Origin of the sequence: Paraburkholderia sp. HD33-4, assembly GCF_021390635.1 — a bacterium.
GTDB lineage: Bacteria > Pseudomonadota > Gammaproteobacteria > Burkholderiales > Burkholderiaceae > Paraburkholderia.
The window spans coordinates 1,041,767-1,065,542 of the sequence record NZ_JAJEJS010000003.1 but is presented as its reverse complement, the minus strand read 5'-3'; the positions used below and the strand labels follow the sequence as shown (position 1 = coordinate 1,065,542).

At 64.8% G+C, this 23,776-nt stretch carries 23 protein-coding genes; 8 read left to right on the top strand and 15 right to left on the bottom strand.

The window, feature by feature from the left end; all coding sequences use genetic code 11:
* Positions 1-17 precede the first annotated feature (17 nt).
* Entirely contained in the window at positions 18-521 is a 504-nt protein-coding gene (locus L0U84_RS39395; RefSeq protein WP_090811115.1) for an Lrp/AsnC family transcriptional regulator, read from the top strand.
* Positions 522-556: 35 nt separating this feature from the next.
* Here L0U84_RS39395 and L0U84_RS39390 read toward each other — a convergent pair whose 3' ends face one another.
* The 11 genes from L0U84_RS39390 to L0U84_RS39340 form a co-directional block, all read right to left on the bottom strand.
* Positions 557-958 (bottom strand): helix-turn-helix domain-containing protein, encoded by a 402-nt coding sequence (locus tag L0U84_RS39390; RefSeq protein WP_233858999.1) that lies wholly within the window; start codon positions 956-958, stop codon positions 557-559.
* 11 nt (positions 959-969) lie between these two features.
* Complete coding sequence (locus L0U84_RS39385) at positions 970-2,142, bottom strand: NAD(P)/FAD-dependent oxidoreductase (protein WP_233858998.1); 1,173 nt, start codon at positions 2,140-2,142, stop codon at positions 970-972.
* Positions 2,139-3,515, bottom strand: a complete 1,377-nt coding sequence (locus tag L0U84_RS39380; RefSeq protein ID WP_233858997.1) for an FAD/NAD(P)-dependent oxidoreductase — start codon at positions 3,513-3,515, stop codon at positions 2,139-2,141. The genes L0U84_RS39385 and L0U84_RS39380 overlap by 4 nt, the downstream gene beginning before the upstream one ends.
* Positions 3,494-3,805: a (2Fe-2S)-binding protein gene (locus tag L0U84_RS39375; protein WP_233858995.1), complete on the bottom strand. Its 312-nt coding sequence runs from the start codon at positions 3,803-3,805 to the stop codon at positions 3,494-3,496. Before L0U84_RS39375 ends, L0U84_RS39380 begins: the two co-directional genes overlap by 22 nt.
* Complete coding sequence (locus tag L0U84_RS39370) at positions 3,802-4,578, bottom strand: amino acid ABC transporter ATP-binding protein (protein WP_233858993.1); 777 nt, start codon at positions 4,576-4,578, stop codon at positions 3,802-3,804. The genes L0U84_RS39375 and L0U84_RS39370 overlap by 4 nt, the downstream gene beginning before the upstream one ends.
* Positions 4,579-4,596: 18 nt before the next feature.
* On the bottom strand, positions 4,597-5,253 hold the full coding sequence (locus tag L0U84_RS39365) for an amino acid ABC transporter permease (RefSeq protein WP_129958560.1): 657 nt from the start codon (positions 5,251-5,253) through the stop codon (positions 4,597-4,599).
* A gap of 114 nt (positions 5,254-5,367) precedes the next feature.
* Positions 5,368-6,180 carry an ABC transporter substrate-binding protein gene (locus L0U84_RS39360; protein ID WP_233858991.1) on the bottom strand — a complete coding sequence of 271 codons (813 nt, stop codon included), beginning with the start codon at positions 6,178-6,180 and terminating at the stop codon, positions 5,368-5,370.
* A gap of 77 nt (positions 6,181-6,257) precedes the next feature.
* Positions 6,258-7,535, bottom strand: coding sequence for an NAD(P)/FAD-dependent oxidoreductase (locus tag L0U84_RS39355; protein WP_233858990.1), 1,278 nt, complete (start codon positions 7,533-7,535; stop codon positions 6,258-6,260).
* A gap of 81 nt (positions 7,536-7,616) precedes the next feature.
* Positions 7,617-8,285: a haloacid dehalogenase type II gene (locus L0U84_RS39350; RefSeq protein WP_233858989.1), complete on the bottom strand. Its 669-nt coding sequence runs from the start codon at positions 8,283-8,285 to the stop codon at positions 7,617-7,619.
* A 106-nt stretch (positions 8,286-8,391) separates the two neighbouring features.
* Positions 8,392-9,885 carry an aldehyde dehydrogenase family protein gene (locus L0U84_RS39345; RefSeq protein WP_233858985.1) on the bottom strand — a complete coding sequence of 498 codons (1,494 nt, stop codon included), beginning with the start codon at positions 9,883-9,885 and terminating at the stop codon, positions 8,392-8,394.
* A 461-nt stretch (positions 9,886-10,346) separates the two neighbouring features.
* Entirely contained in the window at positions 10,347-10,961 is a 615-nt protein-coding gene (locus L0U84_RS39340; RefSeq protein ID WP_233858983.1) for a helix-turn-helix domain-containing protein, read from the bottom strand.
* A gap of 291 nt (positions 10,962-11,252) precedes the next feature.
* Between L0U84_RS39340 and L0U84_RS39335 the strand changes: the two genes are divergently transcribed.
* The 7 genes from L0U84_RS39335 (at position 11,253) to L0U84_RS39305 (ending at position 18,543) form a co-directional block, all read left to right on the top strand.
* Positions 11,253-12,137 carry a GNAT family N-acetyltransferase gene (locus L0U84_RS39335; RefSeq protein ID WP_233858981.1) on the top strand — a complete coding sequence of 295 codons (885 nt, stop codon included), beginning with the start codon at positions 11,253-11,255 and terminating at the stop codon, positions 12,135-12,137.
* Positions 12,138-12,143: 6 nt separating this feature from the next.
* Positions 12,144-13,067: a 2-hydroxyacid dehydrogenase gene (locus L0U84_RS39330; RefSeq protein WP_233858979.1), complete on the top strand. Its 924-nt coding sequence runs from the start codon at positions 12,144-12,146 to the stop codon at positions 13,065-13,067.
* Between the two features lie 94 nt (positions 13,068-13,161).
* Entirely contained in the window at positions 13,162-14,256 is a 1,095-nt protein-coding gene (locus tag L0U84_RS39325; RefSeq protein WP_233858977.1) for a tartrate dehydrogenase, read from the top strand.
* 89 nt (positions 14,257-14,345) lie between these two features.
* Complete coding sequence (locus L0U84_RS39320) at positions 14,346-15,824, top strand: NAD-dependent succinate-semialdehyde dehydrogenase (protein ID WP_233858975.1); 1,479 nt, start codon at positions 14,346-14,348, stop codon at positions 15,822-15,824.
* A 2-nt stretch (positions 15,825-15,826) separates the two neighbouring features.
* Positions 15,827-16,819, top strand: a complete 993-nt coding sequence (locus L0U84_RS39315) for a M14 family metallopeptidase (protein WP_233858973.1) — start codon at positions 15,827-15,829, stop codon at positions 16,817-16,819.
* The gene (locus L0U84_RS39310) at positions 16,816-17,160 is read left to right on the top strand and encodes a cupin domain-containing protein (RefSeq protein ID WP_233858971.1); all 345 of its coding nucleotides are present in this window, start codon (positions 16,816-16,818) and stop codon (positions 17,158-17,160) included. The genes L0U84_RS39315 and L0U84_RS39310 overlap by 4 nt, the downstream gene beginning before the upstream one ends.
* Before the next feature lie 54 nt (positions 17,161-17,214).
* Complete coding sequence (locus L0U84_RS39305; RefSeq protein ID WP_233858968.1) at positions 17,215-18,543, top strand: NAD(P)/FAD-dependent oxidoreductase; 1,329 nt, start codon at positions 17,215-17,217, stop codon at positions 18,541-18,543.
* A gap of 48 nt (positions 18,544-18,591) precedes the next feature.
* Here the strand turns inward: L0U84_RS39305 and L0U84_RS39300 are convergent, their stop codons facing one another.
* The 4 genes from L0U84_RS39300 to L0U84_RS39285 form a co-directional block, all read right to left on the bottom strand.
* A complete protein-coding gene (locus L0U84_RS39300; protein ID WP_233858966.1) occupies positions 18,592-20,013 on the bottom strand; it encodes an MFS transporter in 1,422 nt (473 codons plus the stop codon).
* Positions 19,998-20,840: an aldo/keto reductase gene (locus L0U84_RS39295; RefSeq protein ID WP_233858964.1), complete on the bottom strand. Its 843-nt coding sequence runs from the start codon at positions 20,838-20,840 to the stop codon at positions 19,998-20,000. Before L0U84_RS39295 ends, L0U84_RS39300 begins: the two co-directional genes overlap by 16 nt.
* Before the next feature lie 81 nt (positions 20,841-20,921).
* On the bottom strand, positions 20,922-22,301 hold the full coding sequence (locus tag L0U84_RS39290) for an aminotransferase (protein ID WP_233858962.1): 1,380 nt from the start codon (positions 22,299-22,301) through the stop codon (positions 20,922-20,924).
* A gap of 113 nt (positions 22,302-22,414) precedes the next feature.
* The gene (locus L0U84_RS39285) at positions 22,415-23,746 is read right to left on the bottom strand and encodes an NAD(P)/FAD-dependent oxidoreductase (RefSeq protein WP_233858960.1); all 1,332 of its coding nucleotides are present in this window, start codon (positions 23,744-23,746) and stop codon (positions 22,415-22,417) included.
* Between the last annotated feature and the right edge of the window lie 30 nt (positions 23,747-23,776).

Here is a 23,776-nt window from a genome sequence, read left to right as displayed (position 1 = left end):
GACGGGCAGACCGATACATGACGACAAGCGGCGACACGAAGCTGGACCGGATCGACCTTCGTATTCTTTCGCAACTGCAGAAAAAAGGCCGTATCACGAACGTCGAGCTGGCTGACGCCGTGGGGCTCTCGCCGAGCCCCTGTCTGATTCGCGTGAAAAGGCTTGAAAAGGCCGGCTATATCGTCGGCTACGGCGCACACATCCAGCTGCAGAAACTCGGCGACGTGCAGATCGTGTTCACCGAGGTCACCCTTGCCGATCATCGCCGCGAGGACTTCGCCAAGTTCGAGGCGGCGATCCGTCCGGTGGACGAGATCATCGAATGTCATCTGGCGAGCGGCGGTTATGATTACCTGCTGAAGTTCGTCACGCGCAGCGTCAATCACTATCAGAGCGTGATCGAAGGACTGCTGGAGCGCGACATCGGCATCGAGAAGTATTTCAGCTACGTCATCATCAAGACGCCGTTCGTGAAATCCGAATACCCGCTGGAAACGCTGTTCTCGCAACAGCATCAATGAAGCGCTCGTGACTCCGGTGAGCTTTCAGGTTGCAATCAACCGTTAGCGCTCAGCCACTCACGCGGCGTTCTGCCAAGCACGCGTTTGAAGTGCCGGCACAGATGGCTTTGATCGAAGAAGCCCACCTCGGCGGCGACGATTGAAGGAGGCATGCCTCGGCGCAGCAGGCGCTGCGCATGCCGTACGCGCACCAGCCTCACGTATTGCTGCGGCGACACGCCAATCTCCGCGCTGAAGCGCACCGCAAACCTCGAAATGCTCAGCTCCGCGACAGCCGCCAGTTCGGACAGGCTGATCGGCTCGGCGAAACACGCATCGATGAAGTTGACCGCGCGCTGCACGGCGCGGCTCACTCGATCCGGCACGCGTGTCGTATGACGGTTCGCGCCCGCGACATCGGGCGCGGATGACGACGAGGTTGGGCTCAGGCTCAGCATCGACGCTCCGCTCACGCAACACGCGATGTGGACGCAGCAGCCGGCGCCGCATCCCGACTAGCCGCGAAGCGGCGAATGTCGAACGGCTCGAGCGGCGTGCTGGTCGCGCCTGTGTCGATCAGTTCGGCCATCGTGTCGCCAACGCCCGGGCCGAGCTGGAACCCATGGCCGCAAAAACCGAACGCATAGAACAGGCCGCTGGTCGTGCCGCTCGCGCCCATGATCGGCCTGTCGTCGGGCAAATAACCTTCGACGCCGCTCCATACCCGGATGATGTTCAGCGTGCGCAGCATCGGCGCGACGCGCTGCAGTTGCCTGAACTGCAGCAACGTGCTCTGCGGCAGCACCTTCGCGCGGCGTTCGTCGAGATACGCGGGCGCACGCGCGCAGCCGCCGATCACGATATTGCCGCGCGCGACCTGGCGGAAATACACGACCTCCTCGATCTGCGGCGACGACACGCCGACCACGGGCTGGATCGCATACGGCACGGGTTCGGTAACGGCCATTTGCGGACCGTTGACGGCGATCGGCACCGCTTCGCCGAACTGCTCCGCCAGCAGATTGCCCCACGCCCCCGCGGTGATCAGCAGCACGGGCGCATGGAAGGTACGGCCGTCGGCGCTCGTCGCGCGAAACTCGGCGCCCTCTTTTTCCACTGTCACGACATCGCAGTTTTCGACGATCTGCGCCCCGAGCCGCGCCGCCGCGCGGGCAAACGCGGGTGCCGCGAGCCGCGGATTCGCATGCCCGTCCATTTGCGAGTACGAGCCCGCCAGCACCTCGGCACCGAGAAACGGAAACCGTGCGCGCAGCGCGTCGCCACGCAGCAGGTCGAGCTTCAGACCGTAATGCGCGGCCTCCTTCGCGTAGGTTTCGAACTGGTCGGCCTGCTCTTCGCGATAACAGACCCGCACATGGCCGGACATCAGAAACTCGGCGTCGTGCTGGATCAGTTCCGGCAGACGTCCCCAGATTTCGCGCGAACGATTCGCGAGCGGCAACTGCGGTAGAAAGCGCCCCTGCCGGCGCACGTTGCCGAAGTTGGTACCGCTCGCTTGCTGGCCGACCAGCTGGCGCTCGAGCAGGATCACCGAGCGGCCCCGTTGCCTCAGAAAAAATGCGGCGGAGGCACCCATGAACCCGCCGCCCACGATCAGCACATCGGCTTGTGCGCGGTTCATTCGGTATCCTCCACAGTTGCGATGGCCAGCGGCTTCACCGGAGCCTGCCCGCGAAGCCTGCCAACCTGCTCGAGCGGCACCTGCGCGGCCGCCGCGATCACCTCCGCGCCCGCATGGCCGCAGTAGCGTCCCTGGCAGCGTCCCATGCCGACGCGGCTAAAGGCTTTGGCACGGTTCGCTTCCTGCGCGCCTTCGTCGCGCACCACGCGGCGCAGTTCGCCCGCGGTGATGCCTTCGCAGCGGCAAACGATCGTATCGTCCGACAGACGGGCCGCCTGCTGGGCAGGCCACGCAAACGCCTCGGCGAGACCGAGCCGGAAGCGATCCATTTTGCGCTGTTCGCGCAGCAATGTGTCGAGCGTCGCGGCCGGAACCGCGCGCCCGAGATCGCTCAACGCAGCGTACGCCGCGAGCCGTCCGGCGATCTCCGCGCCGTCCGCCCCGAGCACGCGCGCGCCATCACCGGCGATATAAACGCCCGGTTCGGTAGCGCGACCGAGTTCATCGATTTGCGGCACCCATTGCCGCGTCAGCGCATCGAAACGAAACGCGCAGCGCGCCAGATCGGCAAGCTGGGTTTCCGGGCGCAGGTGATAGCCGAGACCCACGGCGTCGCAATCGATCTGCTCGACGTTGCCGCGTGCATCGCGAAAGCGTACGCCAAGCACGCCGTCGTCCGGCGTGCCGAGAATTTCGAGCGGCTCGATGCCGTTTTCGATCCGCACGCCCGAGCGCTTCAACGCTGCCACGAGTGCGCGGCCCTTGCGCAATACGTCGACGCGCGCGAGTAACTTGGGCAGCGCGCGCAGCCGCGCACCGGTCGTCGACGTGTCGAGTACCGCCGCGACCTTGGCGCCGGCCTGCACATACTGGTTCGCGACCAGATACAGCAATGGGCCGGTGCCGATGAACACCACCTGGCGGCCGATCGCGCAGGCCTGCGACTTCAGCGCGATCTGCGCGGCACCGAGGCTGTAGGTTCCGGCGAACTGCCAGCCTTTGACCGGCATCAGCCGGTCGGTCGCGCCGGGGCACAGGATCAGCGCGTCGTAGCGCAACGCGCTCGCGTGTCCTTCATGCACGACGTGCAGCTTGCCTTGCGCGACGTTCCACGCGAGCGTCTGTGGACGGTATTCGATCTGCGGGCGCAGTCGCTCGAAGCTGCGATGCAGGTCCTCCGCGCGCGCGGCTTCGGTGCCGTACAGCTTCGCGTACGGCCGCGTGAAGCCCTCGGGCTGGCGCCGGTAGATCTGACCGCCATCGCGCCGGCCTTCATCGACGACGATCGGGCGGATCCCGGCCGCCAGCAGTGTTTCCGCGCAGCGCACGCCCGCGGGCCCTGCGCCGACGATCACGATGCGAGGTTCGCCCATTGGCCCTCCGGTTGTGTCGTGACGACGCGCATGCCTGCTTCGATCACGGTGGTGCAGGCGCGCAGCCGCTCGCCGTCCGCGGTCCAGACCCAGCAATCCTGACACGCGCCCATCAGGCAGAAGCCGGCGCGCTTTTCAGCGCCGAATTCGGACTGCCGCACATGCCGCACCGAGCACAGCATCGCGGTGAGCAGCGTGTCGCCCGCCAGCGCCTCGACCGTGGCGCCGTCGATCGTCAGCTCGACTTTGGCGCGAGCCGTCTCGCCTACGCGTACGAATCTGCCGTTCATGCCGCGGCTCCCGCCATGCCGTCCGTGGACAAGTGAGCGTCGCTGCGATTGGTCAGCACGTGGCGCAGGAATTCGCGGGTACGCGCCTCGCGCGGCGAACCCAGCACCTGCTGCGCGGTGCCCTCCTCGATGATGAGTCCCGCGTGCAGAAAGCACACCCGGTCCGCCACTTCGCGCGCAAAGCCCATCTCGTGCGTGACGACCAGCATCGTCATGCCTTCGCGCGCCAGGGTGCGCATCACGCCGAGCACTTCGCCGACCAGTTCCGGATCGAGCGCCGAGGTCGGCTCGTCGAACAGGATCGCCTTCGGCTTCATCGCGAGCGAGCGGGCAATCGCCACCCGTTGCTGCTGCCCCCCGGAAAGCTGATGAGGATAGGCGTGCAGCTTGTGGCCAAGCCCGACCTTGTCGAGCAGCTCGGATGCTTCGCGCTGCGCGTCCGCGCGCGCGATGCGTTTGACGTGCACCGGCCCTTCCATCACGTTCTCGAGCGCCGTACGGTGCGGAAACAGATTGAAGCGCTGAAACACCATACCGACCTGGGTGCGCAACTGGTTGATGTTGCGCGCGCGCTGCTCGACGCGCTCGCCGAGCAGGCGGATTTCGCCTTCGTCGTAGAACTCCAGCGCGTTAATGCAACGCAGCAGCGTTGACTTTCCCGAGCCCGACGCACCGATCAGGCAGACCACTTCGCCCTGGTTCACGTTGAGCGAAATGCCCTTGAGAACAGGTACGGAGCCAAAACTCTTGTGCACATTCGTGATTTCGATCATCGCATCCTCACTTCGCACTTACCTGGCCCTGTGCCGACCGAAACGTCGTTCAAGATTGCGGGTCATGCTCATCAACGGCAGGCTCATCGCCAGGTAGCCGAGCGCGACGAGTGTGTACACCGTCAGATTCTGAAACGTAGACGACGCGATCAGTTGGCCTTCGCGCGTCATTTCGGCGACCGTGATCGTCGACGCGAGCGATGAGTCCTTCAGCATCATCACGAGCGTGTTGCTGTACGGCGGCAGCGCGACCTTGATCGCCTGCGGCAGGATCACTCGTACCATCGTCTTCACGCGCCCCATGCCGATCGACTGCGCGGCTTCGTACTGGCCCGGATCGACAGCCTCGATACCCGCGCGGAAGATTTCCGCGACGTAAGTCGAGTAACCGAAACCAAGCCCGATGATGCTCGCCTGCAGCGCCGACACCTGGATGTGGATATCCGGCAGCACGAAGTAGATGTAGAACAGCAGCACGATCATCGGCAGACCGCGCACGACGTTGATCATCGCGCTCACACCGCGTACGACGTGCGGATAGCGCGACATCTTCAACAGCGCCCAGGTCAGGCCGAGCACGGTGCTCAACAGCAGACAACCCAGCGTGATGATGATGCTCATCATCGCGCCTTGCAGCAGAATCGGTACAAAGTCGGCTATATCTTGCCAGCGCATGTCGTGCCTTCCATTGCTCTTTGCATTCGTTCAGTCCGCCGCGCCGCTGGGCGGCGGACCTCGCAGGGCTAGTCCCGCCTTGCGGCGGGCACGCCTCTTGTCACGAGAAGCCGATCAGCTTACGAGGTGCCACTTCTTCAGGATCGCGTCGAGCGTGCCGTCGGCTTTCATCTTGGTCAGCGCGTCGTTGATCTTCACCATCAGCGCGCTGTTGCCCTTCTTCACCGCGATCGCGATGTCGAACTTTTCCATCGGCACATAGGCGTCGTCGACCCGCGTTCCCGCCATCGCGCCCGCTGCCTCCTGGGCCTTCAGGATCGGATAGTCGTTGAAGCCCGCGACGATGCGGCCCAGCGCGACGTCACGCGTCATGTCGGCGGGGCTGTCGTACATCTTCACTTCGGTGAAGATGCCGAGCTTCTTCAACTGATCGCCGTAGTCGGTACCGGTCGGCGCACCGACCGTCATGCCCTTCAGGTCCTGCACCGAGTGATAGACGGCCTTGTTCGTGTCCTTCACGATGATGCCCTCGCCGAACGCCGTAACCGGCTGCGAGAAATCGACCACTTCGGCGCGCTTCGGCGTCGGTGTCATGCCGGCAACGATGATGTCGATCTTGCCGGATACCACCGACTGGATCAGCGCCGAGAACGGCACCGCGTCGTACGACACGTTGAAGCCCTCGCGCTTGCCGATCTCCTTGACGACATCCGGCATCAGGCCTTCGATCTGCTGCGTCTTCACGTTCATGAACGTGGTCGGCGCGCTCGACGGCGGCGAGCCTGCGGTGAGCGTTGCCGCTTCGGCGGCGTGGGCGGCGTGAGCGGCGCCCAGCATCATCGTCATCGCGAGACCCGCGCCAGCGGCAAAGCGCTGCACAGTGTTGAAGCGGACGGCGGAAGCAGGCTGGAACATGAAACGCAACATGGGGATTTCCTCTGGGAATAGTGATTTTCAATCTGCGCGCTGCGCTGCCATCTGACAGTAGCGGTCAGTCGATCCATTCAATGCAGTACATCCTGCAACCTGTAATACGCGCCAACGAGCGGCAGAAACCACGCGCGTCCGAAATGTCCTGGAATCGCGGGCCATTCGAGCGTTCGCCACGGATTGCGCGAGGCGGCGCCGAACATCACGTCGGCCATCAGTCGGCCCATGTGCACGGACATCTGCACACCGTGGCCGCTGTAGCCCATTGAATAAAACAGTCCTTCATGCTGGCCCGCGCGCGGCAGGCGGTCGGCCGTCATGTCGACGAGACCGCCCCAGCAGTAATCGATACGCACGTCGGCCAGCTGCGGGAAATAACGGGCGAGCCCGTCGCGCAGAATCCGCCCGCTTTTCTCGTCCGAACGCGGGTTCGACATCGCAAAGCGCGCGCGGCCGCCGAACAGCAGACGCTCGTCAGGTGTGGCCCGAAAATAGTTGCCGATGTTCAGCGTCGTCACATACGAGCGGCGCGTCGGCAACAACGCGTCGAGGCGGTCCTTGCCGAGCGGCTCGGTCGCGACGATGAAGCTGCCGACCGGCGCGATGCGGCGCCGGAACCATTGCAGCGGACCGACCTGCGACGTGCCGGTGGCGATCAGCACGCGCTCGGCGCGGACCGTGCCGAGCGGACACTGCACCTCGAACGCGTTGCCGCCGAGCGGCTTCAGGTTCGTCACAGGCGCGTTCTCGTAGATCTGCGCGCCGCGGCGTGCCGCGGCCTCGCCCAGACCCACGCCGAATTTGCCCATGTGCATCTGCATGCCGTTACGCTGCACCAGACCGCCAAAAAAGCCGTCCGACGCGATCTCCTTGTGAATCTGCTCGGGCGGCACGAGTTCGACATCGGGATCGACTTCGCGCCGCAACACCTCGTACGTCTTCGCGAGCGACGCGAAATGCTGCGGCTTCGCCGCGAGTTTGATCTTGCCGGATTGGCGCAGATCGCAATCGATCTGCTCCTGCTCGATGATCGATTTCACCGTCTCGACGGCGCCCGCATACGCGCGGTAGAACTCCGCCGCGCGCTCGCTGCCGATGCGCGCGGACAACGCGGCATAGTCCTGCGCGACGCCCGTATTGCAATGGCCGCCGTTACGGCCCGATGCCTGCGCCGCGAGCCGGCCCGCCTCGAACACGATCACCGACCTGCCGCGTTTGGCCAGCTCCAACGCAGCCGACAGTCCGGTGAAGCCGCCGCCGACCACGACCACGTCCACCCGCTGCGGGAGCGGCCCCTGGGCGCCATTCGTAAAACGTGGCGCAGTGTCGAGCCAGTAGGAATCGAGCTTCATCGTGATGCGTTCCTGTCGGTTGGTTGCGCCGCTGTCAGCGGCGCGCGGAAAGCGATGTCGTGAGCCGGCCGATGGTGCCGATCAGAGGCCGAGCAGCGACGCCAGTTGCGGAATACCCGACACTTCGTTGACGCCGTAGTACGGGTTCAGCGGCTCGTGGCTGCGGTTGACGAACGCCTTGTGCTTGATGCCCATGTCGTACGCGGTCATCAGGTCATAGCGGAAGCTCGACGACACGTGCAGCACGTCTTCCGGATTGCAGTCGAGTTGCGAGAACATGTACTCGAAGGCTTTCTGCAGCGGCTTGTACGCCTGCGCCTGCTGTGCGGTGTAGACCTTGTGGAACGGTGCGCCGAGCTTGTCGACGTTGCTGTGGATCTGGTCGTTCGACGCGTTCGAAAGAATCACGAGCTTGTACTTCTTTGCCAGTCGCGACAGCCCTTCGGGCACGTCCGCGTGCGGGCCCCAGGTCGGCACGGCTTCGTAGATCTTCTGCGCAGTGGCTTCGTCGAACGGCACGCCGGTGCGTTCGCAGGTGCGGCGCACCGAGTTCACGACCACGTCGCGATACGGTTTCCATGCGCCCAGCACTTCGTCGAGGCGATAGCCACGGAAGAACTCGACGAACTCGTCCATCTTCGCCTTGTCCAGCTTGTCGCCGTACAGCTCGCGCGCGGTCTGGCCCATCTGGAAGTTGGTCAACGTGCCATAGCAGTCGAAAGTGATGTACTTCGGCTCGAAATCGATCATGGTCAACATCCTGTCGTCGTGGCGAACCTGTTCGCAGGCTCGGGGTTCAGTTTCGGATTGAATCAGTGCGATTACTGCTGGCGTAAAGCCGGTGTAAGGCGATTGTTCACAGCGCCTCGAAATCGATCAGCACACTCTTGTGCCGCATGCTGGCCACCATCGCCTCGCGGCCGAGGTCTTTGCCGATGCCGGATTGGCCGAAGCCGCCCGTCGGAATGATCATGTCGCCGCTGCGGCCGTAGCGGTTGATCCAGATCGTGCCCGCCGCGATGCGGCGCATCGCCCGCAGCGCCTGGCCGATGTCGCTGCTATGGACACCCGCCGCGAGACCGTAGATCGGATGCGCGGCGAGCGCGATGCCCTCTTCCTCGTCTTTGAATGTCTGGATCGTCAACACAGGGCCGAACAGTTCCTCGCGCACGGCGGGCGTTTCGGCCGTCACGTTGGCGAGCAGTGTGGGGCGATGGAAATAGCCCTCGCCGGTGCCTTCGAAAAAGCCGCCGCCGAAGATCACTTCCGCGCCGCTCTCGCGGCTCTGCTCGACCAGCGCTTCGATGCGCCGCGCCTGGGCGGCGCTGATGATCGGCGAATACGCGGTGCGGCTGTCCCACAGCGGACCGGGCTCGATCGGCTGCAGTTGCCGTCGAATCGCGTCGATCAGCGGCTCGGCAATGCGCTCGTGCACGATCAGCCGCGTACCGGCCACGCAGGCCTGGCCGCCGTTGGCCGTAAAGCCGCGGGCGACGCAGCGCGCCGTATGCTCGAGGTCCCGCACCTGCTCGAACACCAGTTGCGGGCTCTTGCCGCCGAGCTCCAGCGTGACGGGCTTGGTGCCGTGCATCGCTGCGTCGCTCATGATCGCGGCGCCCGTACGGGTCGACCCGGTGAAGCTCATCTTCGAGATGCCTGGGTGACGCGTCAGCGCGGCGCCCGCCGTCGCTCCACGGCCGTTCACCACGTTGAAGATGCCGGGCGGCATGCCTGCTTCGATCGCGAGCTCCGCGATCCGCAGCGTCGAGAACGGCGTCATTTCCGACGGCTTCATCACGACCGCGTTGCCTGCCGCGAGCGCGGGGCCGCACTTCCATGAACACATCGACAGCGGAAAATTCCATGGTGTGATCGCACCGATCACGCCGTACGGCTCCGATGCGATGAAACCGAGACTGTCGCGACGCGTGGCCGCGATATCGCCACCGAGCTTGTCGGCCAGCTCTGCGAAAAAGCGGATCGCCTCGGCGGTGAACGGCACATCGGATGTGTAGCTTTCCGTCACCGGGCGCGTCGAACTGACCGTTTCGAGTTGGGCGAGGCTCACAGCATCGCGATCGATCAGCTCGGCCCAGCGGCTCAGCACCTTCGCGCGTTCGCGCGGAGAACGCGTGCCCCAGCCGCTCGTCTTCCATGCAGCTAGCGCGTTGCTCACCGCGTAATCGACGGTAGCGTCCGACGCGTCCGGCACGTGGCCAAGCAGTGCGCCGTCCGACGGCCGGTGAACGGCGATCTGCGCTTCGCCCGCAGAATAATATGCACCGCCAATGAAATGCCCCTGCGGCAGCGCAACGACTGAAGGATCGAAATCGAGTGACGGAGTAGACATGCCAGGCCTGATCAGTGGGTTCAAGTGTGTGGTGCCGCGTGCGCTAGCGCACTAAAGACTCCCGGCACCACTCGGCACTGCGGTTCGCCATCGCGACCACCGAATGAACGAACATCGGATGAAGTTCATTTTAATGAACATCGACTGAAATACTAGTGGTCAAAAATAAACTTTGTGAAAACTTCGTTGTGCGCTGCGATACGTTGCGTGCCGTGCGAAAGGCGCTGCCACAGGCGCAAGGAACTCGCAAGCCCGCGCGCCCGTGGCGCGCGCAAGCAAGGCCACGCGAGACATTCACCTGCTCGTGCAACGCAAAATTGAAAAGGGCAACAAAGGGAGAAAGACATCGACGTCAGCCGCCATCCGGGTGAACCGGACACGGCACATCGAAACGAACGATGGGAAAGAGAGGAAAGACAGAGCCGCGCGCCACCCGACACGCGGCTCGAACTACAGACGAATCAAAGATGAATGACGGGCGGCTGCGTATTCATGATCCACAGCAAACGCGCGGTCTTCTTGCTTTCGTTATGCACGCTGTGCGGCACGGTGCTCTTGAACTGGAAGCTGTCGCCCGCGCGCAGTTCCGAGCGCCGGTCGCCGACGTTCAGTATGACAGTGCCTTCCAGCACCAGGCCCGCCTTCTCGCCGATGCCGACCAGCACTTCTTCCGAACCGGAACCGGCCGGCAGCATGATGATCATCATCTGCAAATCGTGATCGCCGTGCGGCGACAACAATTCCTTCTGCATGCCGTTCGAGCCGACTTCGAACAGCGGCCGCTCGGCGGCCTTGCGCACGAAATCGCCGGTGATCGGGTCCGACACCGCGTCGTCTTCTTCGAGCAGTGCGGTGAGCGGTACCTCCAGCGCCTGGCGCAGGCGCTCGAGAATGCGCACCGACGGATTGGCCTTGTTGCGCTCGACCTGGCTGACCGTGCCTACCGATACGCCCGCGCGCATCGCCAGCTCGTTGATCGACAGCCCCTGCGCGACGCGCAGCGCGCGCAGACGAGCGCCGACGTCGCCGTGACCCGGGTCGGCCGCGCGCTTCCTGCTGATCTGTGTTCGCTGCATGGGTTTCCTGTCGATGACGTTGCAGTGGTTGTGCCGGACACGCGCCGCGGCATGCGAAGAGGCTTCCGCCACTTCACCACACCGAACGGTCGTGCAATTTCCATCATTATATTGAATATAGCACCATCGGAGTGAACGACAAAAATACCTGCGCGGTTGAACTGCGCGTGGCTGATCGCAGTGAAGCAAGCCCAACGACGTATAGGCCCGAATAACAAAAAGATCGTCCTATGAAGTGGGCACTGGCAATGCGAAAGTCTAGGCTAACCACGCCGCCAGCAGGAGTTTGCAGTGTCCGAACCAATCGTGAAGAAATCACCCCGCTACCGCCGTTTCACATCCGCTGACATCGCCGCCGCGCACGGCCTCTCCGTTGCGGTGCGCTGGCCGCACCGCGCCGAGGACTGGAGCTTCATGTACGACGCCGGATGCGGCTTCGTCGCCGAAGACGACGGCACCGTGATCGGCACCGCGCTGTGCTGGAAATTCGGCGCGGACCGGGGCACGCTGGGCCTCGTGATCGTGTCGCCGGACGAACAGGGACGCGGCATTGGCCGCAAGCTGATGGAACTGGTGCTCGAAGAACTCGGCAACCGCGTGACCTTCCTGCATGCAACGGTCGCAGGCAAGCCGCTTTACGAAAAGCTGGGCTTCGTCGCCTGCGGCGGACTCACCCAGCATCAAGGAACGCTCGGTAGCATGAGCGCCGTCGCGCCGCCGCCCGGGGAACATCTGCGCGCGGCGACGCCCGCGGACACGCCCCGGCTGATCGAACTTGCATCGCGTGCGAGCGGCCTCGAGCGCAGCGCGACGATACCGTCGCTGCTCGAATTCTCGCAGGCGGTGGTGCTCGAGCGCGACGGCGAAGTGCTCGGCTTCTCGCTGTTCCGTCCGTTCGGACGCGGCTACTCGATCGGACCGGTCGTCGCGCAACGCTCGTCCGACGATCTGCGCGCCCGCGCACTGATCTCGTACTGGCTCGCGCAGCATGCCGGCGACTTCGTGCGGATCGACGTGCCGGGTGACGCCGGCATCCACGACTGGCTGAGCAGCCTCGGCATGACGCGGGTCGATTCGGTCGAAAAGATGGTCCGCAACGCTTCGGCCGACGCGCGCGAGGCGACCCCCGACGCGACCTGGCGCGCGTACGGCATCATCAATCAGGCGATGGCATAAACGGCGATGACCGTCCTCTACAAGGCCGATCCGGTGCGTGGCGCGCTGTGGGCCGAGCGCTTTGCGCAGCTCGCGCCCGAGATCCCTTTCCGGGTCTGGCCGGATCTCGGCGATAGCGCGGCCGTGCGCTACCTGGTTGCGTGGCAACCGGGCGACCTCGCGCTCACGCTGCCGAATCTCGAAGTCGTGTTCTCCGTCGGCGCTGGCGTCGATCAGCTGGATCTGTCGCAGATTCCGGCGCATCTGCCGGTGGTGCGCATGCTGGAGCCGGGCATCGTCGAAGGCATGATCGAGTACGTGAGCGAAGCGGTGCTGGCGATCCATCGCGATCTGTTCGATTACGCGTTGCAACAGCAGGCGCGCGCATGGCGCCCGCTGCCGTTACGCACGGCCGCGTCGCGCCGGATCGGCGTGCTCGGCCTCGGCATGCTGGGCACCGCGGTGCTGCAACGGTTACAGCTGTTCGGCTTTGACTGCGCGGGCTGGAGCCGCTCGCAGCACGACATCGAAGGTGTCGCCTGCTATGCGGGCGAGACCGGGCTCGAGGCGATGCTGGCCCGCACCGACGTGCTGATCTGCCTGCTGCCGCTCACGGACGCGACGCGCGGGCTGCTGTGCAGCCGGGTATTCGACACGCTGCCGCGAGGCGCGTCGCTGGTGCACGTCGGGCGCGGAGCGCAGCTCGTCAGCGGCGATCTGCTGGACGCACTGCAAAGCGGGCAGATTCATAGCGCGGTGCTCGACGTCACCGACCCCGAGCCGCTGCCCGCCGACCACCCGCTGTGGGTGCAGCCGCGCGTGCGCCTCACGCCGCATATCGCGAGCGCGACGCGGCCCGAATCGGCCGTCGATGCGGTGCTGGAAAACCTGCGCCTGCATCGCGCCGGCGAGCGCATGAACGGCCTGATCGACCGGACCCGCGGCTACTGATACCGATGCACGCCCCGACACCCGAACACACCCCCAATTGGCGATCCACGCGGTCTCGGCAGACCGCGCGCGATCAACGCAAGGAGAGATACGTATGACCCGCACCTACCGCATTGCCGTCATTCCCGGCGACGGCATCGGCACCGAAGTGATGCCCGAAGGCCTGCGCGTGCTGGACGCGGCCTGCCGGCGCTTCGACATCGGCATCGACTACCGCCATATCGAATGGGCGTCTTGCGACTACTACGCGCAACACGGCCAGATGATGCCCGACGACTGGAAGGAGCAGTTGCAGGACTGCGACGCGATTCTGTTCGGCGCGGTCGGCTGGCCCGACAAGGTGCCCGATCACATTTCGCTGTGGGGGTCGCTGCTGAAGTTCCGCCGCGAATTCGACCAGTACGTGAACCTGCGCCCCGCGCGCCTGTTCGAAGGCGTGCCCAGCCCGCTCGCCAATCGCAAACCCGGCGATATCGACTTCATGATCGTGCGCGAAAACACCGAAGGCGAGTATTCGTCGGTGGGCGGCACGATGTTCGAGGGAACCGAGCGCGAAGTCGTGATGCAGCAGTCGATCTTCACCCGCCACGGCACCGAGCGCGTGATGAAGTTCGCGTTCGATCTCGCACAACGACGCGCGAAGAAGATCACGGTTGCGACCAAGAGCAACGGTATCGCGATCAGCATGCCGTGGTGGGACAAGCGCGCCGATGAAATGGCCGCGCGCTACCCGGATGTGAAGATGGACCGTCAGCACATCGACATTCTGTGCGCGCGCTTCGTGCTGAACCCCGATCGCTTCGACGTGGTGGTCGCGTCGAACCTGTTCGGCGACATCCTCTCCGACCTCGGTCCCGCGTGCACGGGGACGATCGGCATCGCCCCGTCGGGCAACCTGAATCCCGACCGGCGCTTTCCGTCGCTGTTCGAGCCGGTCCACGGCTCGGCGCCCGACATCGCCGGCAAGGGCATCGCCAATCCGGTCGCGATGATCTGGTCGGCCGCGATGATGCTCGACTTCCTCGGCAACGGCAAGGGTGTCGAGCGCGACGCGCACGACGCGATCGTCGCCGCGATCACGCAGGTTCTGAAGGATGGCCCGCACACGGGCGACCTGGGCGGCAGCGCATCGACCACGGAAGTCGGCGCGGCGATCGCGGCGCAAGTCGCCAGCGAGGGTCGTCGATAGGCACTGATCTCTGACAGCGCAGACGGCATCACTGCCCGGCGCGTGTCGGGCGCTCTGCCCTCGCTCGCCAACCGCACTGGAGACCTCATATGAGCACGAATCTCGAACAGCAGGCCCGCGCGCTGATCCGCGCGGACAACTTCATCAACGGCGAGTGGGTCGCAGCGGCGAGCGGCAGGCGCTTCGCGGTCACCGATCCCGCCACCGGCAAGCTGATCGCGGAGGTGGCCGACAGCGGTCCCAGCGACGCGCGCGCCGCCACCGACGCCGCCGCCAAAGCGCTGCCCGCCTGGCGTGCGAGGCTCGCGAGCGAACGCGCGGCCGTGCTGCACCGCTGGCACGCGCTGATCGTCGCGAATCGCGACGCGCTGGGCGCGCTGATTTCGCTCGAACAAGGCAAGCCGCTCGCCGAAGGACGCGCCGAGGTCAGCTATGGCGCGTCGTACGTCGCGTGGTTCGCCGACGAAGCCACCCGCATCTACGGCGATCTGATTCCGCAGCAGCAGCGCGGCAAGCGGATGAGCACGATCAAGGAGCCGATCGGGGTCGTCGCCGCCATCACGCCGTGGAATTTTCCGCTCGCGATGATCGCGCGCAAGATCGCGCCGGCGCTCGCGGCAGGCTGCACGGTAGTCGCGAAACCGGCGGAAGACACGCCGCTCACCGCCATCGCGCTCGCGCTGCTCGCGCACGACGCCGGCGTGCCGCCCGGCGTGCTCAACCTGATTTCGGCTTCGCGCGCCGCGGCGGCGGAGACGGTCGGCGAATGGCTCTCCGACGGCCGCGTGCGCAAGATCACATTCACCGGCTCGACGCCCGTCGGCAAGCACCTCGCGCGCGAATCGGCGGGCACGCTGAAGAAGCTGTCGCTGGAACTCGGCGGCAATGCGCCCTTCATCGTGTTCGACGACGCCGACCTCGACGCCGCGGTCAATGGCCTGCTCGCCGCGAAATTTCGCAACGGCGGGCAGACCTGCGTGTGCCCGAACCGCGTCTACGTGCAGCGCGGCGTCTACGAGCATTTCTCCGCGCTGCTGTGCGCGAAAGTGGCCGAGTTGCGGGTCGGCCCCGCGAGCGATTCCGCTTCGCAGATCGGGCCGATGATCAACGAACGGGCGGTGGACAAGATCGCGCGTCATGTCGACGACGCGCTCGGCAACGGCGCGGTCGTGCTGACCGGCGGGCGGCGGCTCACCGAACTGGGACCGCACTACTTCGCGCCCACGGTGCTGGGCAACGCCACGGCGTCGATGGCGCTGTGCGGCGAGGAAACTTTCGGCCCGGTCGTGCCGCTGTTCCCGTTCGACAGCGAGCAGGAAGCGGTGCAGGCCGCCAACGACACGCCGTTCGGGCTCGCGGCGTATTTCTATAGCCAGAACCTGCGCCGTATCGAGCGCGTATCGCGCGCGCTGGAAGCGGGCATCGTCGGCATCAACGAAGGCGCGCTCGCTTCGGAGGCGGCGCCGTTCGGCGGCGTGAAGGAATCCGGCTACGGTCGCGAGGGATCGAAGTACGGGCTGGATGACTATCTGTCGATCAAGTATCTGTGTCAGGGAGGACTGGAGTAAACATGCAAGACTATCCGATCGAAGTCGAATTTCCGGACCTGTCGGCGCACGCCGACGGCAATACCGGTATTGCCTACGTGCATACGTTCGACTCCGGCCAACCCGGGCCGCACGTGATGATCAATGCGCTGACGCACGGCAACGAAGTGTGCGGCGCGATCACCGTCGACGCGTTGTTGCGCGGCGGCCTGCGGCCGCGCCGCGGCAAGCTCACGCTGTCGTTCGCGAACGTCGCCGCCTACGCGCGCTTCGATCCGTCCACGCCGGACAAAGCCCGTTTCGTCGATCAGGATTTCAACCGCGTCTGGACCGCCGCGAAGCTCGACGACGTCGCCACGCGCTCGTCCGAACTCGATCGTGCACGCGCGATGCGGCCGGTGATCGACACGGTGGACCTGCTGCTCGACCTGCATTCGATGCATGAAAAAAGCGCGCCGCTGATCGTTGCGGGCCCGCTGCGCAAAGGCGCCGAACTGGCCGAGCGGCTCGGCGCGCCCGCCACCGTGATCCAGGACGAAGGCCATCCCGAAGGTCGCCGGATGCGCGACTACGAGGGCTTCGGCGACGACGCGAGTCCAAAGAATGCGTTGTTGATCGAATGCGGCCAGCATTGGGAAGCCAACGCGGTGACGGTCGCGCGCGACTGCACCGCGCGCTTTCTGTTGCTGTCGGGCATCGTCGACGCAGCCGATCTGCCGACCGGCTGGATCAAGCCGCTGCCCGACGAAATGCGCATCGTGCGGGTGACCGAACCGGTCGTCGCCAGCAGCATGGATTTCCGCTTCGCGGGTCCCTACACCGGGCTCGAAACTTTCGAGCAGGCCGGCACGGTGATCGCGTGGTCCGACGGCCAGCCGGTCTCGACGCCGTACGACGACTGCATGCTGGTGATGCCCTCGCTTCGCCAGTTGCGGGCCGGCGTCACCGTGGTCCGGCTAGGCCGGATCGAACGACGTATCGATCAACGCTCACGCCAACAGGAACAAGCCACATGAAAGTTCAGCAGATCAGACAAGCGGCGGAAGTCACCGCCCTCGAGGATTGGGGAACCGCCGGCCTGCCCGGCACCGAGCCGTCGCGCGTATCGGGACGCCAGTACGTGATTCCGGGTCACGATGCAGTCGATACCGGCGTGTTCGAGTGTTCGCCCGGCAGTTACAGGCGTTCGGTCAAGCAGGCGGAGGTCATGCATTTCATCAAGGGCCGCGGCACCTTCACGCCCGACGGAGAAGACACGATCCGCTTCGCCGCCGGCGACACGCTGTTTTTCGAAGCCAACACCGAAGGGCTTTGGAACATCGACGAAACGCTGCGCAAGATCTACGTGATCTTCTGACGGCGCCGCACGCACCCGGTATTCGCTGGTCATGTCAATCATGGTTTCTCGAACATGCTAAGAATCGACGAAGTTTCGAATAGCGACGGCTTCCCCACTCGCTGCGACGTCGCAGTGATCGGCGGCGGCATCATCGGCGTCAGCACCGCTTACGAGTTGGCGCGGCGCGGCGTCTCGGTCGTGCTGCTCGAGAAAGGCATCATTGGCGCGGAACAATCGGGACGCAACTGGGGTTGGGTGCGTCAGCAGAACCGCGACCTGTACGAGTTGCCGCTCGCGATGCAGAGCCTCGCGCGCTGGGCCGAGTTGAGCGATGAGTTGGGCGAAGACATCGGCTTCCGGCGAGCCGGCATCCTGTACGGAAGCGAGCAGCCCGCGGACGTCGCGCAGTGGGAAACATGGCTCGGCAAGGCGCGTGCGCTAGGCTTCGACAGTCAGTTGCTGTCGGCTCGCGAACTGGCGGCGCGCGTTCCCAATGGTCAGGCGAAGTGGGCGGGCGGCGTGTGGTCGCATTCCGATGGACGCGCGGAGCCGTCGAAAGCCGCGCCCGCCATTGCCAGAGGCGCGCAGCGTCTTGGCGCACGCGTGCATCAGACCTGCGCGGTTCGCGGACTCGATATCAGCGCGGGCCGGGTCTCCGGTGTCTGGACCGAGCGCGGCCTGATCAGCGCGAGCAGCGTCGTGCTCGCAGGCGGCGCGTGGAGTGCTCTCTTCTGCCGGCGTCATGGCATCGATCTGCCGGCGGTCAACGTGATCGGCACCGCGCTGCGCACGGCCGAAGCGCCAGCCGTGATAGACGGGTGCTTCTCGGGCCCGAACTTCGCGATGAGGCGGCGACTCGACGGCGGCTACACGATCGCGGTGCCCGGCTACGGACGCATGGAAATCGCGCCGCAGAACCTCCGGCACGCGGTCAAGTTTCGCAAGATGTTCCGCAGCAAACTCAACAAGAAGCTCAAGTTCAGGATGGCGCAACCGTTCTTCGGCGGCGCCGAAGGCAGCGCGAACTGGCGCAACGACGAAATCTCTCCGTTCGAGGTGACGCGGGTTCTGAATCCCGTGCCCGATGCCGAGTGGCCGACCCGCGCTCTCGAAAACGTCGCGACGGTGTTTCCCGAACTGTCGGGATTGCGTGTCGCCCATGCATGGGCCGGCGCGATCGATACGACGCCAGATCTCGTGCCGGTGATGTCACGCGTGGACAGCACGCCCGGCCTCGTGATCGCGTCCGGGTTCAGCGGTCATGGCTTCGGGCTGGGACCGGGGGCCGGCATGCTGGTCAGCCGCATCGTGACGAACGACGCGACCGGGATCGATCTCCGGCCGTACCGGTTGACGCGCTTCACCGATGGAACCCGGCTGGCAAGTCCGGAAATGATGTGATGACCCCGCGTTGCGCGGCGGGTCATCGGTTCGAGTTCATCGAATTCATCAGTGAGGTACGGCCGCTGTCAGCGTAGGCCGCGCAATCTCATCCCCGGCGTCATGCGGAAGACGCCGCGTGATCGCAATCGAGCCAATCGAGCAAAGACCGGCGATGACGAATGCTGGCCAGAAGTCCGACGACATCACATGCGGATGGCCGCTCAGCAACCGGGTGATTTGCAGCGCATAGCCGCCAACGACCACCCCCAGACCGAGTGACATCTGCTGAACGACCGCGGCAAGACTGGTAGCGCGTCCGATGGCGCCGTTCTCGATGTCCGCATAGACGACGAGGTTCAGGCTCGTGAACTGCAAGCCGGGAAAGAAGCCACCGAGCAGCACGACGCCCCAGATGTACCACACCGGTACGCCCGGCACGAAAGTACCGAACAAGAAGAACATCACGCCCGAGAACGCCGCGTTATAAATGAGCACCGTGCGAAAGCCGAACTTGTGCAGCGTGAAGGAACTGAACACGCGCATGAACATACTGCCGAACGCGGAAGCGCAGGTAATGAGGCCCGATGCGAAGGCGTTCATGCCGAGCCCTTCCTGCAGAGCCAGCGGCAGCAGGAACGGTATCGCGCCGAAGCCGATCCGGAACATCGAGCCGCCTAACACGCTCGCGCGAAACGTGGGAATCTGAAGAAACTTCAGATCGAGGACCGGGCGCGCGGCACGCCGCGCGTACACCACATACAGGGCAAGCAGCAACGCGCCCACTATGCACATTTCGAATGCGCGGCTGTTTGGGACGAGGTCGCTGCCGATCAGCGAAAGTCCCAGCAGCCCGAGCGAACCGCCGAGCGCCGACAGGATGAAGCCCGTCCAGTCGAGCGGCCCGGGATGCGGCTCGTGCGTATTGGCGATGTGGCGCTTCGTCAGATAGATGCACGCAATACCGATCGGCACGTTGATGAAGAAGATCAGCCGCCAGTGCAGATACGTCGTGATGAACCCGCCGATCAACGGCGCCGAGACGGGCGCGAACAGTGCGGGGAAAGTGAGGTAGTTCATCGCCCGCACGAATTCGGTCTTCGGCAGCGAGCGGAAAATGATGATCCGTCCAACCGGCACCATCATCGCGCCACCGACGCCTTGCACGAAGCGCGCAAGCATGAAGACGTGCAACGACGGCGACGCCGCGCACATCAGCGAGCCGGCGACGAAAATCCCGATCGCCGTTAAAAACACCGACCGTGAGCCGAAGCGATCCGCAAGCCAGCCGCACACCGGGATGAAGACCCCGAGGCTCACCACATAGCTGGTAATCGCGATCTTCAGCGTAACGGCGTCGGCGCCGAAGTCGCGCGCCATCGAGGGCAACGCGGTCACGAGAATGTTCGCGTCGGCGCTCTCCATGAACAGCGAGCACGCGACGATCAGCGGACCGATCAGACCCGCCGTCAGCTTCAAGGGGTATCCCATTCGGGCGCCCATGCAGCCTTGCTTTTGCGACCGTCGGTTCTCGCGAGCCCGGCGATGCGGCGCAGATCTTCGTCGTCCAGCGAGAAATCGAATACGTCGATGTTCTCGGCTATCCGTTGCGGATTGGCGGACTTCGGCACCGCGGCGACACCGGGCTGTTGAACCAGCCAGCGCAACAGGATCTGGGAGGACGTTTTACCGTGTCGCGCGGCGATCTGCGCGATCAATGGATCGTCGAGCAGCCGTCCGCTGCCGAGGGGCGTGTGCGCGACAAAGCTCAGGCCGTGTTTTGCGCAGGCTGCCAGCACCTTGTTCTGATTCAGGTACGGATGGTATTCGCACTGATTCACCGCTAACGGTACCGGCGACAGCGCGACCGCCCGCTCGAGCCACGCAACCGGAAAGTTGGATACGCCGACGTTGCGCGCGAGGCCCTGCTGGTGTGCGTGCGCCATCGCACCGAGTGTCTCCTCCAGCGGAATGTCAGGATTCGGCCAGTGGATCAGGAGCAGATCGACATAGTCGAGCTTCAGCTCGGACAGACTGCGCTCGACCGAGCGCTGAAACGCGGGCGCATGCAGTTCGGTCCACCAGACCTTGGTGGTCACGAATAACGCTTCGCGCGCGATGCCGCTCTGGCGGATCCCCTCTCCCACCGCTCCCTCGTTCTGATAGCGCGCCGCCGTGTCGATGTGCCGGTAGCCCTTTTCGATTGCCGTGCGTACCGCGCGCACGCCATCGTCGTATTGCGATTGCCATGTTCCCAGCCCGATCGCGGGCAGATGCAGTTTCCGGGTTTTCGGCGACACCGTTGGTGTATCGATCATGCTGTCCTCAGCGAGTCCCGATCCGCAGACCGGGCGTTCCTGGCAGCGCAGCCAACCTGCGCGGCACGGCCTGCGCCGCGATCACTTCGCAGCCACGACGCGCGGCAGCACGTCTTCGAATGCCGCGGCGATGCGTGTGACGATCTCGTCCGCGTCCTGCCGGGTAGTAATCAGCGGCGGCGCGAAGCCGACGATGTCGGTGCCGAGCGCGCGCACCAGCAGGCCCTGCTCCCGCGCCGCGTCCACCACGTTCGCATTGATGCGGCGCTGCGCGGGGAACGGCGTGCGTGTCGCGGGATCCTGCATCAGCTGGATCGCCATCAGCATGCCGATGCCACGGATGTCGCCCACCGCCGGATGATCGCCGAAGCTCGCGCGCAGCCGCTCGAGCAGATAGCCGCCGACATGGTCCGCGTTCTCGACCAGCCGCTCGCGCTCCATGATGTCGAGGTTCGCCAGCGCGGCCACCGCGCCGAGCGGATGGCCCGAATAGGTCCAGCCGTGGCCCATCATCCCGTGCTCCCGCGAGCCGCTCATCAGCACGTCCCAGAAGCCTTCGCTGACTGCGACGGCCGACAGCGGCGCGTAGGCGCTCGTCAGCCCCTTGGCGAACGTAACGAGATCGGGCTCGATGCCAAAGCGTTCGCAGCCGGTACGCGCGCCGAGGCGGCCAAAGCCGCAGACGACCTCGTCGGCGATCAGCAGGATGTCGTGGCGGCGCAGCACCGCTTGCACCGCGGGCCAATAGCCGGCGGGCGGCGGCACGATCCCGCCGGTGCCGTTCATCGGCTCGGCGATGAACGCGGCGATGGTGTCCGGGCCTTCGCGCTGGATCAGTGCCTCCAGTTCGGCGACGCAATGCGCGGTGAAGTCCGACTCGCTGATGCCGGGTTCGGCATCGCGGTAATAGTCGGGGCACAGCGTGCGCAGCACGCGGTCGAACGGGCAATCGAAGTTCGCGTGGTAGACAGGCAGACCGGTCAGCGCACCCGTGACGATCCCCGAGCCGTGATACGCGCGCTCGCGCGCGATGATCTTCTTGCGGTTCTTGCGGCCAAGAATGTTGTTGTAATACCAGACCAGCTTGATCTGCGTTTCGTTCGCGTCGGAGCCGGACATGCCGTAGAACACCTTCGCCATGCCAGGCGGCGCCCACTGCTCGATCAAGCGTTGCGACAACTCGATCACCGGCTCGTTGCTGGTGCCGACGTACGTGTGGTAGTACGACAGGCGGCGGCACTGTTCGGCCATCCGCTCGGCGATCTCCTCGCGACCGTAGCCGACATTGACGCAATACAGACCGGAAAAGCCATCGATGTATTCACGTCCCTCGACGTCGGTCAGATGAATGCCGCGGCCCTCGCTGATGATCAGGCCTTTCAACGCGCCTGTTGCATGGTCGTACGCATGCGTACCCGGATGAAAGAAGTGACGACGATCCGACTGTTCCAGCGAAGTCATTTTCAATCCTGTTCTATTCGAATTGCCTATCGATCGTAGCGCGCCGGCAGCATGGTGTTCGACTGCATTTTCTATGTGGCGTGCGATTTTGTCGACCGCGAACACATCGATCATCAATAGATGATGTTCGGAGCCAACGCTTCACCCGTCATGAAGCGCTGGTGCGACATATGTTTCAACTCGTCCGAAATCGTGCCCGTCACGATTGCCTCGGCGAGCATGCGGCCCGCGCCGAGCGAACTGCTGAAGCCGTGGCCGCTGAAGCCGGTGCACAGGTATATGCCGGGATGCTGAATGCATTCGGAAACGACCGGAATTCCATCGGGCGTATTGTCGATCGCGCCGCCCCACGCGATGTCCACTTTCGACGGATCGAACTGCGGAAACACCTTGCCCGCGTCATCGTAAGCCGAGCGCACCAGCGACAGGTCCGGCGCCGGGTCGAGCACGCGATTGCGCACGAACGGCGAGCGACCGAGATGCAGATAGCTGAACTCGTTCCACAGCTGCCGGAAGAACTCGCCGCCGAATTGCACCTTGATGCTGTTGCGCCGGCTCGCATAAAGCCCTTTGAAACGCATCCCATAGCGCAGGCTGTTGGGCACCACGTGCACCGTGCCACGGCCGCTCTTCGCGAGCGTGTAGCCGCCATCGGCGCGCTCGCGCAGCGCAAACTCCGGTGTCTTCAACGGCCCATTGAACGCGAGACGGATATCGCCACCCGATTTCGACGCCGACGAATAAACGTTCAGCGTCGGCAACACGATCTTCTGCTTCAGGCAAAACAGCGACGACCATGCGCCCGCGGCGATCACCACCGCATCGGCGTGCACGCGTCCGCGCTCCGTCTCGATGCCGGCGATACGGCCAGCCTCGAAGATCAGATCGTTGACCGCGCAGTGCTGCAGGATCGCCACGCCTTGCGCGGCGGCCCGCTGCGCGAGCAGCGGAATCGCGCACGACGGGTCCGCATAGCCGTCGTCGAAGGTGCGCACGCCGCCGATCCACGGCGAGCCGCCAGCGGCGTAGACCTTGTTGGCTTCATCGCGCGACAGCATCTGCGCGGCGACGCCGCTGCGGCGCGCGAAATCGAACCACGCCTGCCAGCCCGCGAGTTCCTGTTCGCTGCGCGTGACGAAGGTGATACCGGTCTTGCGAAAACCGACGTCCGCGCCGATTTCGCCGGCGAGATCCGTCCAGCGCTGCACGCTCAGCTTCGCCATGCCGAGTTCGCGAAGATCGCGGCCGAGCGTTCGGCACCAGCCCCAGTTGCGGCTGCTCTGCTCGGCGGCGATACGACCTTTTTCGAACACCGCGACGCGCTTGCCGAGCCGGTTCAGTTCATAGGCCGTCGCCACGCCCGCCGCGCCGCCGCCGATCACCGCGACGTCGACATGCGTCGGCAGCGTCACGTCGGTGTCGATTTTCAATAACGGTTGTTTCACTTTTGAGCCAGGCCTTAGGGATAAAAGCGT